Origin of the sequence: Blautia sp. 1033sp1_1033st1_G9_1033SCRN_220408 (assembly GCF_040929965.1) — a bacterium.
In the GTDB taxonomy this organism is placed as follows: Bacteria; Bacillota; Clostridia; order Lachnospirales; family Lachnospiraceae; genus Blautia_A; species Blautia_A ammoniilytica.
In genome coordinates, this window is sequence record NZ_JBFKZO010000019.1 from 1 (window position 1) to 13,606 (window position 13,606).

Annotated in this window: 16 protein-coding genes; 7 read left to right on the forward strand and 9 right to left on the reverse strand. The window is 39.9% G+C overall.

Annotated features, from left to right (window positions below):
• Nucleotides 1-82: 82 nt before the first annotated feature.
• The 5 genes from AB5916_RS12865 to AB5916_RS12885 all read right to left on the reverse strand — a co-directional run bounded on the left by AB5916_RS12865 (nucleotide 83) and on the right by AB5916_RS12885 (nucleotide 4,639).
• Nucleotides 83-955, reverse strand: a complete 873-nt coding sequence (locus AB5916_RS12865; protein ID WP_005348496.1) for an ATP-binding cassette domain-containing protein — start codon at nucleotides 953-955, stop codon at nucleotides 83-85.
• A gap of 3 nt (nucleotides 956-958) precedes the next feature.
• Nucleotides 959-1,615, reverse strand: a complete 657-nt coding sequence (locus tag AB5916_RS12870) for a hypothetical protein (protein WP_008705633.1) — start codon at nucleotides 1,613-1,615, stop codon at nucleotides 959-961.
• Entirely contained in the window at nucleotides 1,612-2,682 is a 1,071-nt protein-coding gene (locus AB5916_RS12875) for an ABC transporter permease subunit (protein WP_006857839.1), read from the reverse strand. The genes AB5916_RS12870 and AB5916_RS12875 overlap by 4 nt, the downstream gene beginning before the upstream one ends.
• Before the next feature lie 116 nt (nucleotides 2,683-2,798).
• A complete protein-coding gene (locus AB5916_RS12880; protein WP_005348491.1) occupies nucleotides 2,799-3,977 on the reverse strand; it encodes a HAMP domain-containing sensor histidine kinase in 1,179 nt (392 codons plus the stop codon).
• Nucleotides 3,965-4,639 (reverse strand): response regulator transcription factor, encoded by a 675-nt coding sequence (locus AB5916_RS12885; RefSeq protein ID WP_014080778.1) that lies wholly within the window; start codon nucleotides 4,637-4,639, stop codon nucleotides 3,965-3,967. Before AB5916_RS12885 ends, AB5916_RS12880 begins: the two co-directional genes overlap by 13 nt.
• Nucleotides 4,640-4,859: 220 nt before the next feature.
• Between AB5916_RS12885 and AB5916_RS12890 the strand changes: the two genes are divergently transcribed.
• The 6 genes from AB5916_RS12890 to mobQ all read left to right on the forward strand — a co-directional run bounded on the left by AB5916_RS12890 (nucleotide 4,860) and on the right by mobQ (nucleotide 9,997).
• Nucleotides 4,860-5,777 carry a ParM/StbA family protein gene (locus AB5916_RS12890; protein ID WP_015530849.1) on the forward strand — a complete coding sequence of 306 codons (918 nt, stop codon included), beginning with the start codon at nucleotides 4,860-4,862 and terminating at the stop codon, nucleotides 5,775-5,777.
• Between the two features lie 3 nt (nucleotides 5,778-5,780).
• Complete coding sequence (locus tag AB5916_RS12895) at nucleotides 5,781-6,164, forward strand: hypothetical protein (protein ID WP_005348488.1); 384 nt, start codon at nucleotides 5,781-5,783, stop codon at nucleotides 6,162-6,164.
• A gap of 24 nt (nucleotides 6,165-6,188) precedes the next feature.
• Nucleotides 6,189-6,905 (forward strand): replication initiator protein A, encoded by a 717-nt coding sequence (locus AB5916_RS12900; RefSeq protein ID WP_005348487.1) that lies wholly within the window; start codon nucleotides 6,189-6,191, stop codon nucleotides 6,903-6,905.
• Entirely contained in the window at nucleotides 6,902-7,759 is an 858-nt protein-coding gene (locus AB5916_RS12905) for an ATP-binding protein (protein WP_055214936.1), read from the forward strand. Before AB5916_RS12900 ends, AB5916_RS12905 begins: the two co-directional genes overlap by 4 nt.
• Nucleotides 7,760-7,929: 170 nt before the next feature.
• A complete protein-coding gene (locus AB5916_RS12910; protein ID WP_005348485.1) occupies nucleotides 7,930-8,151 on the forward strand; it encodes a DUF3847 domain-containing protein in 222 nt (73 codons plus the stop codon).
• A gap of 136 nt (nucleotides 8,152-8,287) precedes the next feature.
• A complete protein-coding gene (gene mobQ, locus AB5916_RS12915; RefSeq protein ID WP_173735258.1) occupies nucleotides 8,288-9,997 on the forward strand; it encodes a MobQ family relaxase in 1,710 nt (569 codons plus the stop codon).
• A 128-nt stretch (nucleotides 9,998-10,125) separates the two neighbouring features.
• Here mobQ and AB5916_RS12920 read toward each other — a convergent pair whose 3' ends face one another.
• Entirely contained in the window at nucleotides 10,126-10,503 is a 378-nt protein-coding gene (locus AB5916_RS12920; protein WP_055214965.1) for a TnpV protein, read from the reverse strand.
• A gap of 121 nt (nucleotides 10,504-10,624) precedes the next feature.
• Here AB5916_RS12920 and AB5916_RS12925 point away from each other — a divergent pair, with 121 nt between their 5' ends.
• Nucleotides 10,625-10,795 (forward strand): hypothetical protein, encoded by a 171-nt coding sequence (locus AB5916_RS12925; protein ID WP_172679468.1) that lies wholly within the window; start codon nucleotides 10,625-10,627, stop codon nucleotides 10,793-10,795.
• Nucleotides 10,796-10,849: 54 nt separating this feature from the next.
• Here the strand turns inward: AB5916_RS12925 and AB5916_RS12930 are convergent, their stop codons facing one another.
• The 3 genes from AB5916_RS12930 to AB5916_RS12940 form a co-directional block, all read right to left on the reverse strand.
• A complete protein-coding gene (locus AB5916_RS12930; protein ID WP_368191299.1) occupies nucleotides 10,850-11,686 on the reverse strand; it encodes a S8 family serine peptidase in 837 nt (278 codons plus the stop codon).
• Between the two features lie 85 nt (nucleotides 11,687-11,771).
• Nucleotides 11,772-12,488 carry a D-lyxose/D-mannose family sugar isomerase gene (locus AB5916_RS12935; RefSeq protein WP_158422389.1) on the reverse strand — a complete coding sequence of 239 codons (717 nt, stop codon included), beginning with the start codon at nucleotides 12,486-12,488 and terminating at the stop codon, nucleotides 11,772-11,774.
• A 37-nt stretch (nucleotides 12,489-12,525) separates the two neighbouring features.
• Nucleotides 12,526-13,587: an aldose 1-epimerase family protein gene (locus tag AB5916_RS12940; protein WP_368191301.1), complete on the reverse strand. Its 1,062-nt coding sequence runs from the start codon at nucleotides 13,585-13,587 to the stop codon at nucleotides 12,526-12,528.
• Nucleotides 13,588-13,606: the final 19 nt, after the last annotated feature.

Genomic DNA, 13,606 nt, shown 5'->3' on the forward strand with positions numbered 1-13,606 from the left:
GGATTTTGCATTGGAAAAAATCTATCCGGTCTTTTAACAAAATAAGCATAATTTACGGCGGGCAACTTGCCCGCCGTTATATTCAACTATTCGTCAAATAAATATATGCATCTTCCAAAGTGATATCATTATCCAGGACACAATTCTCATTTGGCTTTCCTTTGCTTAATACTTTCATATGAATTCCATTTTCTACATACTGCTTAGATGATATAGAATAATTGGCTTCTAACAAACGGGCTTCTTCTGCATTTTGTACCGTACAATTCCAAACACAGCCCTTTGCATTTTCCAGCAACCCACTCACGCTTCCAGAATATAAAAAACTTCCCTTTTTCATAATGGCAAGCTGTGTACAGGTTGCTGCTAAATCTTCTACTACATGAGTGGAAAACAGCACAGTTCTATCCTTTGAAAAATCAACCAAAAGATTGCGGATCCTGATTCTTTCTTCCGGATCTAACCCGGTGGTAGGTTCATCAATAATCAAAAAATCCGGATTATTAAGAAGTGCCTGTATGAGTCCGACACGTCTCTTCATACCACCAGATAATTGCCGCATTTTTTTATTCTGATGCTCTGTAAGAGAAGTCTTTTCCAGATAATAGGTAATTCTTTGTTCGAGGTCATTTCTGGCTACTCCTGACAGTCCCCCCATATATACAAGACATTCTTTCACCGTAAGATTCGGATATAAGTCGATTTCCTGTGGAAGATAACCAATCTTTTTCTGTATTTTCTCATAATTTCCCTCGTTATACAGAATTCCATCAAGGGAAACCATTCCTTCCGTTTGTTTTAAAACAGTTGTAAGAACCCTCATCAAAGTGGTTTTTCCGGCACCATTCTCACCCAAAAGTCCGTAAATTCCCTTAGGTATTTCAAGAGATGCCTTATTTACTGCAACTACACCATTTTTAAATCTAACTGTTAAATCATTTATTCTAATACTCATAATCTATCCTCTTTTCTTTAAAGTCATTGGTAATACTGCAAATAAAAACAGCCCCGCTATAAAAGACACAAGCGTTCCATAAATCCAACTCTCGGACATTAATTGAGTAGGTTCACAAAAGCTGAAAGAAAACAATCCCAGATTTCCGAAAAATGAACTTCCCGCTTTTGATATAAGTCCAATGACAATTCCAAATAAACATCCAATACCTGCCCACATATTTCGAAGCAATGTACACAAAATCACAGAGCATATACTCCAAAGCCAGATAGTTCCAAACATTGCAATGAAATATAAAAGAAATATCTGAATACCCGAAATGCCTTCGTTTACACTGCCCGGTTTTTGCCAGAAAAACAAAACATATCCAACACAGGAAAGTATTAATAAATATAATATTTGAACGCCCACTCTCTGCGATATTACTTTTAACTGCTTTTTTTGATCATACAAATGAAATACATCGGCACGCTTACTTTTTACTTCCATCAAATATGTGTCACTACAAAAAATAATTGTTAAAAATGCTATTGGCGACTGAATCGCTGAACCGATTTCTTCATAGTATATAATCGGATGAATAGCACACAATATCAGTATAAATGCACATGAATAAAAAATCTTATATAACGACAGGCAGTTTTTTAGTTCCGTTTTCAATGAACCCTCCTCCTTTTCCAGATTGTAACAGAAATACATACTAATATAACTGATGAAATTACAAGAATAATCTGATTTATGTTTGACATTTTGGCTACATGTGTTTCAAAAAATCTGCCAGGGAATCGCACCATAATAGAGAACGGTCTCATATAATAAATATCATTCTTCATGGTCAGCATATTTGAATATATAATGTGTAAAAACAAGATTGGTGCTGCCGGAAGCGGATTTTTAAATATTACTGCTGTAATTGTATAGACACAACATATCATCAAAAGATTCGGAATAATATAGATCAGAGAATTCACGCAAAAATCAATTGGTGTTACTGGAAAGCCCGATTCTAAAGACGTTTTCAAACACAGCATAAAGAATATAACATTCAAAATCACTAATACTCCCAGCATACTAATGAATCCGCTTATTACTTTCCCACATATATATTGGACTGCCGTAACAGGCTTTGTATGTAATAATTCATAGGTACTTTTTCGTGTATCCTGAATAAATAAAAATGATAGCAAGACTGTTGCAAAAAAGGCCATATGCAATCCTGCAAAATCCGTAAATTTTTTGGCAAAGTACCAGGAAAAAGAATGTTCGGATAATTTCCGCTCGATATAATGATTGATTTCTTCTGCTGTCCCCTTATGAATTTCAAGGTCCTCATAAGCATATATTGCATTATAATAGCCATATTGGGATTCCAAAAACTCAGAAGCAGTCTTTACATCCATATTCTGAATTTCTTTCATTACATGATCTGCTTCCTGCCTGCTAAATCCAAAACCATTTTTGGAGGTGTCCATTAACGTCTCTTTGATCGTATCTTCCCACTCCCTTCTTCTTTCTTTATCATCAGATGTGGGAATGTACCCATCCATGACATCAGCATCTTCCAATGCTACGTCATTTTGTGTGATCTGTTCATTCTGTTTGATATAATGAATTTGCAAATACGATGACAGACATTGATACATACTGGCAACTATAATAATCAAGCCAATCCACAAAACAGGGTTCTTTAAATAATCAAGTATACTTCTTTTTATGATTGTTTTCATTGTATCTCTTCCTTTCTTTATTTCTTTAACAACATCATACAAATCAATTCTCAATAAATTCACAACAAAAAAGACTAAAACCACTTTATTTGCGATTTCAGCCTTATAAAGTATTTTTATTCAGCTTTGAAAAGAGCTTCTACATGAGCACCGCCTTGTCTGGCATTATATATTTTCAAATTTCCTCCATGCTTTTCACAGAAAATACGAGAAATATACATACCAAGGCCAAAATGCTTTAAATCATCTTGTGGATTCTTATGATAAAATGGCTCTGTTACTTTTTCCTCAGTATCCACAAATCCTATTCCATCATCTTCAACAGAAATTATAAGAAAACCATCCTTTTTCTTTATCTGCAAAGCAATACTTTTTTGTGCATATCGAACCGCATTTTCCAGTAAGTTGTCTGTCACTTCCATGACAAGTTCCTCATCCACTTTCACAATGTTTTGTTCCTGCACTCTTTCTACCTTACATAATTTACTTTCCTTCTTGGACAGCATGGCAGCTTCTGCCTCAATCTTTTTTGCCAGTTCCGATAACTCTATCTCTGAGCATTGCAGTTCCCTCTGTTCTAAATGGGACATTTTTCTCATGTTTTCCGTGAAATGCTCTATACGGTCAATCTGATACATGCCTGTTTGTAAGATATCAATAACATCCTCTGTTTTTATACTCTCGGCAGAAACAAACTCTAAGAGCATTTCCTGATACCCACGCAATATGGAAAGTGGAGAACGTATATCATGTGCAATTGCATTCCGCAAAGCCTTCTCGTCATCAATCATTCGCCACATCTTTCTGTTGTTATCTGCTAAATCACTTCGCATCATTTCAAATTCTTTACACAAAGTTCCCATCTCATCTTTATTTTCATAGGACACATGAAAATCCAGTTCATTATCTGCAATCATTTGTGAGGCATCTTTTAGTTCCTGTAGAGGTGTCTTTAACTTATTTTTATAAAAAAAGAATACCGCAACAACACTCCCAACAATCGAAAAAATCAGTACCGAATATGTTTCCATAAAGTCACACATTTCCGAAAGATGATAGTCCAAACGATTCATCTGCGATTGATTAGGTCTTGATATCTCAATCTCGTATTTCTTTCCATATTGCTGAAACACGTCCGTATAATCTGCATAATCAATATATTTTTCCCATATTTTATTCTGCATATTTCCTGCAAAATGAACTGTAAATCCAGATAACAGAAATGCTGCCGTTAAGCTGATCACAAAATAAAGCAGAATTGTTTTTTTCAGTGACAAGTTTCTTATTTTTTCCATCGGTATCCAATCCCCCATACAGTTTCTATGTATTCTTTTTCTGAATAATCCGCTATTTTTTTCCTTATACGCCGTACTAATTCCGTTATCGTTCTACTGTCCCCTTCCGCATCATATCCACAGACTTGTGCATATATACGTTCTTTATCAAACACCTGCCCTGGATGCATGGATAAGAATTCAATAATCTGATATTCAATTTTTGTGAACTCCATCCTGTGTCCAGCTATAGCTACTATTTTTTCAGAATAATCAATCAGCATTTCATCCATGAAACGGTATTCCGTTTTTTGTTGATGCCTTTCTTCTCTCTTTATGTTTGTGACAATCCTTGCTTCCAACTCCCGAAGACTAAATGGTTTCGTAATATAATCATCCCCACCTGAAAGCAACCCATTAATTTTATCATCTTCGTCAACTCTTGCTGTCAGAAATAAAATTGGACATAACACTTTACTGCGTATCAGACGACATACTTCAATCCCATCCATGCGTGGCATATTGATATCCAACAAAATAATATCCGGTTTCATTTTTATTTTATTTAATGCCTCCATTCCATCTGTAGCCGTAATGGTTTCATATTGTTTCATATTAAAATAACTACAAAGCATTTTCACCAATTCTTTATCATCATCGACAACTAAAATCTTGTATTTCATCCAAACCACCTCCAGTATCCATATTATACGATAAAAAACAATGAAATCACAACAAGAGTACATGAAGAACGTAAGCACAATATATCTTTTTTCTCAATTCCTGCTCAATTTCCCCTCAATGCCTTTTTCCTCCGATTTTCGTATGCTTATCCCACAGCAGAGCAGTACCACACCGGTACGACCTGCTGAATCAATCAATACGAAAACGGAGGTATTTTTTATGCGAGAACTCAGAAACACCAAAATCATTGCTGTAGATCATGGCTACGGCAATATGAAAACAGCAAACACCGTCACCCCAACCGGCATCAAAGCCTATGAAACTGAACCAATCTTCACCGGGAATATTCTGGAATACAACGGCATTTACTACCGGATCGGCGAAGGACACAAAGAATTTATCCCGGATAAAGCTATGGACGAAGAATATTATCTTCTGACGCTAATGGCTATTGCAAGGGAACTGAATGTCTTTTCCATCCGTGAAGCAGATGTTCATCTGGCTGCCGGACTTCCTCTGACATGGATCAGAAATCAAAGAGAAGCTTTTCGTTCCTATCTGCTCCAGAATCCAGAAGTCCATTACCGTTTCAACGGCAAAGAATATCATCTCCGCTTTGTGGGATGTAGCCTTTACCCACAGGGATATCCGGCTATTGTAAACCACCTTGGAAATTTCAAGGGAACTAATCTCCTTGCAGATATCGGAAACGGAACCATGAACATTCTGTATATCAACAATAAGAAAGCACAAGAAAGCCGATGCTGGACAGAAAAACTTGGTGTAAACCAATGCATGATTGCTGCAAAGAACGCTGTTCTGGACAAATTTGGAGTGAAGATTGAAGAATCTACAGTAGAACAGATTCTGCGGTTTGGAACAGCTGACATTTCAGCACCATATATGGATTGTATCAGTTCTATTGCCAGACAGTATGTGGCAGAACTTTTTTCCACACTCCGCAAATATGAATACAATCCTGACCTAATGCACCTGTATGTAGTTGGCGGCGGTGGATGCCTGATCCGTAACTTCGGAACGTATGACAAATTACGAGTCACCATCATTGATGACATCTGCGCCACCGCCAAAGGTTACGAATCTCTGGCTTATATGAGCCTGAAAAGGAGGGGATAAACCATGCAGAACAATATCCGCAACACAAACCTGCGCTTTAATCTGGACAAAGAACAGCAACGGAGAGCCTGGGAATATTTACAGACGATGGACAGGCAGGATTTTAAATCTTACAGTCAGGTAATCTCTCTTGCACTGGTAGATTATTTTGACCGCTACTACCGCACACAGGCTGATCCTTATCTGGAAACAAGAGAACGGGAAGAACTTTTTGTGAAACAGATTGTAGATGCAGTGGAAAACAGTCTGAAACAGGCATTGCCACTTTTTCTTTCCGGACTGACTGCAGGCATGGCGCAAAGGGAGCCCCAAATCAGGGCATCCTTTCCAGCACCTGAAAATTCACAGCCAGATAGTGATGTAGACTGGGATTTTCTTGGGGAATAAACCCTTTTGATTGGAGGTGAACACATGACTGACTTTCTGACAGCAGACACCAACCTGCCATCTTATATGATGTTTCCCCGTTTCCTTCTGGACATGGAAATAAACGAAACTGCCAAAATGCTTTATATTATCCTGCTCGACCGGGCAAGGCTTTCCCAGAAAAATGAGGGGTGGTCAGATACAGACGGTCATGTGTTCATTTACTTTACGATTGAAGCACTGGCAGAAGTTCTCCACAAAAGCCAGATGACGGTTAAAACTGCTCTGGCAGTACTGGAAAAACAGGAGCTTATCTTCCGAAAACGGCAGGGTCCCGGACAGCCCAATCGGATTTATGTAAAACTCCCAAAAGAAACCATCCACTATACAGACAGATTTCTTTCCCTAAGACAGACAAAAAACTGTCCTATTGACAGACAGGATTCTTTCCCTGATACAGACAGAAAACTGTCTGGTAATAAGAAAGAGATAAAAAAGAACAATTTAGCAATAAGAGGGAGTAAGGAGCCACTCTCACCCTATGGAAAATTTCAAAATGTTTTTCTGTCAGAAAAAGAGCTTGAAGATATCCGGCAGACAATCCCTGACTGGAAGGATTATATTGAACGCTTATCCGGTTATATGGCTTCTACCGGAAAGCAATATCAGAACCACGCAGCTACCATCATCAGTTGGGCAAGACAGGATCATCCTGCTTCCCGACAACGAAATTACGAAAGTGAGGAATACGAAACATTATGACAAAATTTATAGAAAAACCAACAGCTATAACCCCAAACAGAGAGCTTCAGTCTGATGAATATTTTAACGAAACAGACCACCTGATCTACTGTTCCAAATGCAATACGCCAAGGCAATGCAGGCATGAATTACAGGGAAAGGTTCTTATTCCTTCCATCCGCTGTAAATGCCAGCAGGAAATCTTTGAGCAGGAAGAAGCCCAGAGAAAACTTCATGAAAAACAAATGGAAATAGAGCATCTTAAAACCAGCGGCTTACAGGACAAAGCACTCTATGACTACACTTTTGCCAGGGATAACGGCATCAATCCGGAAATAAAACTGGCACACAATTATGTAAGCAACTGGGAAGAGATGAGAGCAAATGCTTCCGGACTTCTCATCTGGGGTGATGTCGGTACTGGAAAATCTTTTTTTGCAGGCTGCATTGCCAATGCCCTTCTGGAAAAAGGCGTTCCTGTACTGATGACCAACTTTTCCCGAATTCTAAATACCCTTACCGGAATGCATTTTGAAGACAGAAACCAGTTCATCAACAGCTTAAACCGCTACAGTCTTCTGATTATTGATGATCTCGGAATTGAGCGGAACTCTGACTTTGCACTGGAACAGGTATTCAATGTGATCGACAGTCGTTACCGAAGTAAAAAGCCCCTGATCATAACGACCAATCTCACTTTATCAGAGCTGAATAACGCCGCTGATATCGCACACAAACGAATTTATGACCGTATTCTGGAGAGATGTATTCCTGTCCGTATCAATAACCGGAATATTCGTCAGGACAATGCAACAGCTAATTTAAAACAGGCAAAAAGAATTCTGTTAAACAATCATGCTCCGAACCAGAACTGAAGCAAAGAAGCATAACACGATAATTATTCTTCACTGACAGTGGTACTACTTTCTTTCCTTATTTATCACCAGAAACATGCCACTGTCAGTTATCCGAAACTATAGTACCAAACCATAAGATTTTAAAACCAATACTGCCCGGATACGGGCATAAAAAGGAGGTGCCAGATATGGCAGATAAAAAAATCATGACACCGGAAGAAAAAGCACTTTTACAGGCAAGACACCGCCAAGAAGAAGCCGAAGCAAGAAATCGCAAAAAAGAACGTGATGCCAGAACACACCGATTAGTCCAGGAAGGAGCCATTTTGGAAAGTATTGTTCCCCATATTAAAGAAATGGATTTGGATTCCCTGAAACGGGAGCTGATAATCCGGCTACGAGGAATGTAAACGCACAAGTTCTACTCCCGAAGGGCGCACTTACTCACCACCCGATAAATCGGGCGGTGGTATCCCCTACGGGGCTCGTGCGCTCTGCCGAGGGATTTTCCACTGTTGCAGGCAACATCGAAAGGAGGTGCCAGATATGGCAATTTATCATATGCAAGCCAAAGTTGTCAGCCGTGGTTCCGGACGTTCCGCTGTCGCAGCTTCTGCTTATATGAGCTGCAGCCGGATGTACAATGATTACGATGGCATCCAGCATGATTACACCAGAAAGCATGGACTCATTTATCAGGAAGTATTGCTTCCACCGATGGCTTCACCAGAATGGAAAGACCGTGAACAACTCTGGAATGCTGTGGAAGCTGCAGAAAAAACAAAAGACAGCCGACTGGCAAGGGAATTTGTTGTCGCACTTCCCGTTGAATTAGATAAGGACAGTAATATTTCTCTTCTAAAAGATTTTATTCAAAAGAACTTTGTAGATATGGGCATGTGCGCTGACTTTGCTATTCACGATACGGATGGACACAATCCTCATGCACACATTCTGCTTACCGTCCGTCCACTGAACGAAAACGGAACATGGCAGTATAAAACAGAAAAAGAATATCTCTGCATAAAAAATGGAGAAGAAAAAGGATTTACAGCTACTGAATTCAAAGCTGCTCAAAAAGATGGCTGGGAAAAGCAATACAGATATAAAGTTGGGAAAAAGAAAGAATATCTGACTTCCTCTGTTGCACAGGAAAAAGGATATGAACGGATTGATAAACACCCCAAGAGCAGCCGATATGGCAGACAGAATCCTATTTCCGAACAATGGAACAGTGATGAACAACTTTGCATCTGGCGGGCAAACTGGGCAGATGCCGTAAATGAAATGCTTGCACGTAATCAGATAAATGCTACCATTGATCACCGCAGCTTTGCAGATCAGGGAATCACCGAACAGCCAACCATCCATGAAGGCTACATTGCCCAGAATATGGAAAAGAAAGGCATGATAGCAGACCGCTGTGAAATCAACCGTCAGATTCGTGTGGATAACAAAATGCTCCGAGAATTAAAAGCAAAAGTAGCAAAACTGGCTGAAGCTGTAGAAAAGTCTATTCCAATAATTGCAGAAACATTGGAAGCAATCCGAAATCACATGATTTTTACACAATATCATTTGCTCCACAATGAGATGCAAAAAGAAGTGATCCATGACTGGATGAATCATTTTAATCCAATACTGAATAAATACAACACCGTTAAAAAGAAACTCAAAGCTAAAGTTACAGAGCGGAAAGAACTGAATGTGAAAAAAGAGAAAACCAGTATTTTGAATCCCATCCAGCATATAAAATTGAATCAACAGCTTACCACTATTACCGAAGAAATCGAAGAACTGAAATCAAGGAAAGAGCAGCTAATCTTCCAGGCAGAATGCTCTACCGATAAAGATATGACGAATCTATCCAAGAAATACGACCAGATGAATAACAATCTTGATATCCTAGATTCTCAGGACATCTCGCTCAAAAAACAGCTTGAAAAAGATGCCGCCGCTTTCCGGGAAGAAAAATTTCGTCCTGAACCTGAACAGTATACAGAATTGCTGGACACCAGAATCCAGATACGTCCTGATTTCCGGGATAAGCTGATCGAGCAGCTCAAAGGTACTTTTGGTAAGTATTATGACTATCACCGCCGTGATATTGCAGCCAATGAGGTGGATTATCTCAATGTGGAGGATCCTGATGTTTTTTCCCATTGTACCTGGGAACTTGAATATCAGAGGAAACAGGAGATGCGGCGAAATCAGCCTGCTCGATCTAAGAAAAAGTCACATGATATGGAATTGTAATTCTTCCTAACCCATAAATAACGAAAGGCCCCTATAAGGAGCCTTCCGGACTATGGGCTTCTCAAGTTTCCATAGTGCGATCACTGGATATATCTTAATCTCTATAAGCATACCCTGCCAAGAAATTATTAAATATACACAATTTCTTTTAACACAATCTCTTCCGCAGCATTCCGAATATTATTGACAGCACCAACCCATGCCATCTGATCACGGACTTTCGGTTCTTCTGTAATTGCCTGTCTTTCCATCATCTGATCTACCAGCACTTCCATTCTTTCATTCGCCTGTTGATCTACTTCATTCAAATGTGCTGTTAATTTGCCCGTCAGCAGATAAGAGGAATATAACCCTGGTCGATGTTCTTTTAGAAAACTTTTTCTAAGCATTCCGTATTTTCCATAATGTGATTCTTCCTGTTCTTTCAATTCCAGATCCGGCAAATAATAATCTCCGCATAATGTATAGCTGATTCCTGTTTTCTCATCTGTAATATGTTTTTTCATTTTATATTCCTTTCCGGCAAGTGTGCCCTGTAATAAATCGTGCTCCGTTTCCCGGTTAACATTGCCCCCTCCCATGAAGTATGGTAGAATAAAGCTATTAAAATGAAACCGGAGGTGCCACATGGCTATCAGTTCCAATAATGTTCAGGTCTATACTACCCTTTCCAAAGAACTTGTCGCTGAGATTGATAAGGATGCGAAAGAGAACTTTCGTACACGTTCCCAGCAGATCAATATGATCTTAACCGAGTATTATAAAACCAGAATGACAACCAATCATGAATCCGAGTAAAACACTGAATCTCCTGAAAGCACCGGAAATATCAGTGTTTTCTTATGTTTTCCCTTAATTATAAGGTTCATGCGATCCATAATTGTTTCCAAAACTGATATTCACTACAATAGGTTTTCCAAGACGGATGGACTGGCGGATCAGATAATCCACCCCTTCCATCAGTTCTGTTGTCCTGGGGAAGGAATTTTTGTCTGCATTTTTCATCTTTACAACCAGAAGTTCACTTTCATAAGCGACTCCACGATTGGCTCCACCGGATCCCCTGCCATTCCCTGCTGCGATTCCAAGCACTGCAGTGCCATGGCCAGTGTAATCTCTGGACGGAACAAGGCGCCTGCCCTGGATTTCACCCAGTGCAAGCGCCTTATTGATTTCTTCTTTTGTATATTCTGTTCCGATAACATAACCCTCCGGAGGATTGCCAGGAATGCTTTGGTCCCACAAACTGAGAATCCGGCTGCTGCCATCCTCTGTTCTAAAATCCGGGTGAAAAAAGTCAATGCCCGAATCTACGATTCCCACCAAAACTCCTCTTCCTGTAAGCCCGCTTACTCCATTTTGCAAAGGCAGGATACAACTGGCTTCCTTTCCCTGAAATGTTTCAAAATATAACTGTTTAGGCTTTTCAATAAATTCGATCTGTTCCCTGTGGGAATAACTGTCTATTTCTGATTCCGGCAAGGTTACAACTGCATAGCCTCCCAGAAGAGGGACTGCCAGGATCTGCTCTCCTGCCAGTCCACTCTGGGGACCACTGTACTTTACGATCACGTCCCATAATTTTTTCTCAGGATCATATCCTACATTCAGGTTCTTTGACTTGATCCGCTCTTCTGAAGCAGCTTCCATAGCAAGATTGAGAAGATTGTCAATTTTCTGGTCTGCCATACTTTTCTCTTTTCAGAATGATACTTACTTTATCCTATTCAAACCTGTCTGTTTCTATTAGTCTGTTTCTATTAGTCTGTTTCTATCAGTCTTTTGCAGCAGGATATTCTGTGCAAAGCAATCTGTATGCAGGCTCATCCTCCTCGATGGTTGGAAATCTTCCCAGTGGCTCATAGAAGAAATTGTCTGTATGATCGTCATTAACCATAGAAACTTCTCCGATCAGGGCTGGACCGCCCTCCGGAATAACAAATTCATGATACTGGAACGGTACCAGTGTAATAGATTCTCCATTATGGATCCTTACCGGCTCTCCTGCTTTTACTTTATACTGACGGCCGTCTCTGTAAATAAGCACATCATTTACCAGATCCTTTTCGTAAATGTTTCTTCCATCTTCTGTACGATGAACCTTTGACTGATCTGCATTGTAGAAAGTAAAGACTACATCGTTTCCACCACGGTTGATGATATCCTCTCTTTTATTCTCATGATAATGCATAGGGGAAACCTGTCCGCTATCACACATCATGATCTTCTCAGCATAGGTTTTCGGATATTTAGGATTGTGAATGTTTCCGTTACGGATGGTGATCAGGGCAAGCCCCAGTGTATCAAATTTCCCTTCGCCGTAATCTGTTACATCCCAGCCAAGCTCACACTCACGGATCTCATCATATTCATGATTTTTATCTGCCCATTCTTCCGGAGTAAAATAGAGGTAGGGCGGCAGTTTAAATCTGCACTCATCTAATAAAGCTTCCATTTTCTTGATTGTTGCATTAATTTCAGACCGTTTCATAGTTATATCTCTCCTTTTTAATATTTATTATGCCAAATTATACCAAAACACCCTGCTGCATCTTTTGAAACTCCCGGATTGCTTCCTGGATCTCTGCCTGACCGTCAAGAATGGTAAAATCCAACACATTCTTTTCTTTTGCAAACGGTGCCAGCTTATGGACTGTACCTCTTTCCTCATGGTAAGGCCTGCCATATACACTGGAATTAGCAGGCTCCAGACCGATCACATAATCTCCGGATGCGGTAGACTTCCATTCCATAAAGTATGGCAGATATTTCATATTGTAAGAAATGCGAAGACCAATTCCAAGAGGCTCATTCACCACCAGGACCTGGGTATCACCATCCGCATCTGACTGCATATCATGGATAAATACATACTCCGGTTCATTGTCCTTTGGAGGATCCATTTTATCATAATCTGCTTCGTGTCCTTCCCCGTCTTTATCACGGGCAGTCACCTTTGCAGTAGGGATATAAAGCCTGGTATTCTCATCCAGGAACGGATATCCCATATTAATATGATAAAGAAGCATTAATGGCTCATCTCTGTAGCCTTCATTTTCAAATTCATCTGTAACAGTAAAGGTTTTGCTTCCATATGTAGTGGAAATGCTTCTCCGTAGAACCATATTTTCCCCAAAAAGTGCCGCTTCCCGCATTTCGCCTTTTACCAACAGCTTGTACTGGCCATCTTCCCAGTAAGCGTCCGCCCCAAGATGCTCTGCCGGTGTGGTACGCATACGGCCATGCATAGGATAATCCACATGATCAATGGTACATGGTGCACAGATACTCTCAATACCGGAGGTAAAAAACAGCCCTCCCATAATGGAACGGATCGCCTCATCCCCATTTGTATCATATTGATTTCTGCCCTGCAGCCCTGGCTTGGAAAGGAAATTAATATTGATCCCTTTATAGCTTAACTGGTTTACATCCAAGGCTTTATCTGCCATTACCTGCAGTTCCATACACCCGTTTTTGATCTCATAAGCCGAAAGCCCATGGCTTCTGCCTTCTGTATATGTGATAGGACGTACATAAGCAACCTGCTGCATGCTGCCTACATATTTCATTAAGTTCTCTTTTTTCATTTTGTACCTCCTGTAACCG

Bases quoted from the DNA above. Each gene is read 5' to 3' on its own strand.
- AB5916_RS12865 (WP_005348496.1), bottom strand. From the start codon at position 955: ATGAGTATTAGAATAAATGATTTAACAGTTAGATTTAAAAATGGTGTA.
- AB5916_RS12875 (WP_006857839.1), bottom strand. From the start codon at position 2,682: ATGAAAACAATCATAAAAAGAAGTATACTTGATTATTTAAAGAACCCT.
- AB5916_RS12880 (WP_005348491.1), bottom strand. From the start codon at position 3,977: ATGGAAAAAATAAGAAACTTGTCACTGAAAAAAACAATTCTGCTTTAT.
- AB5916_RS12885 (WP_014080778.1), bottom strand. From the start codon at position 4,639: ATGAAATACAAGATTTTAGTTGTCGATGATGATAAAGAATTGGTGAAA.
- AB5916_RS12890 (WP_015530849.1), top strand. From the start codon at position 4,860: ATGCGAGAACTCAGAAACACCAAAATCATTGCTGTAGATCATGGCTAC.
- AB5916_RS12895 (WP_005348488.1), top strand. From the start codon at position 5,781: ATGCAGAACAATATCCGCAACACAAACCTGCGCTTTAATCTGGACAAA.
- AB5916_RS12900 (WP_005348487.1), top strand. From the start codon at position 6,189: ATGACTGACTTTCTGACAGCAGACACCAACCTGCCATCTTATATGATG.
- AB5916_RS12905 (WP_055214936.1), top strand. From the start codon at position 6,902: ATGACAAAATTTATAGAAAAACCAACAGCTATAACCCCAAACAGAGAG.
- AB5916_RS12910 (WP_005348485.1), top strand. From the start codon at position 7,930: ATGGCAGATAAAAAAATCATGACACCGGAAGAAAAAGCACTTTTACAG.
- mobQ (WP_173735258.1), top strand. From the start codon at position 8,288: ATGGCAATTTATCATATGCAAGCCAAAGTTGTCAGCCGTGGTTCCGGA.
- AB5916_RS12920 (WP_055214965.1), bottom strand. From the start codon at position 10,503: ATGAAAAAACATATTACAGATGAGAAAACAGGAATCAGCTATACATTA.
- AB5916_RS12925 (WP_172679468.1), top strand. From the start codon at position 10,625: ATGGCTATCAGTTCCAATAATGTTCAGGTCTATACTACCCTTTCCAAA.
- AB5916_RS12930 (WP_368191299.1), bottom strand. From the start codon at position 11,686: ATGGCAGACCAGAAAATTGACAATCTTCTCAATCTTGCTATGGAAGCT.
- AB5916_RS12935 (WP_158422389.1), bottom strand. From the start codon at position 12,488: ATGAAACGGTCTGAAATTAATGCAACAATCAAGAAAATGGAAGCTTTA.
- AB5916_RS12940 (WP_368191301.1), bottom strand. From the start codon at position 13,587: ATGAAAAAAGAGAACTTAATGAAATATGTAGGCAGCATGCAGCAGGTT.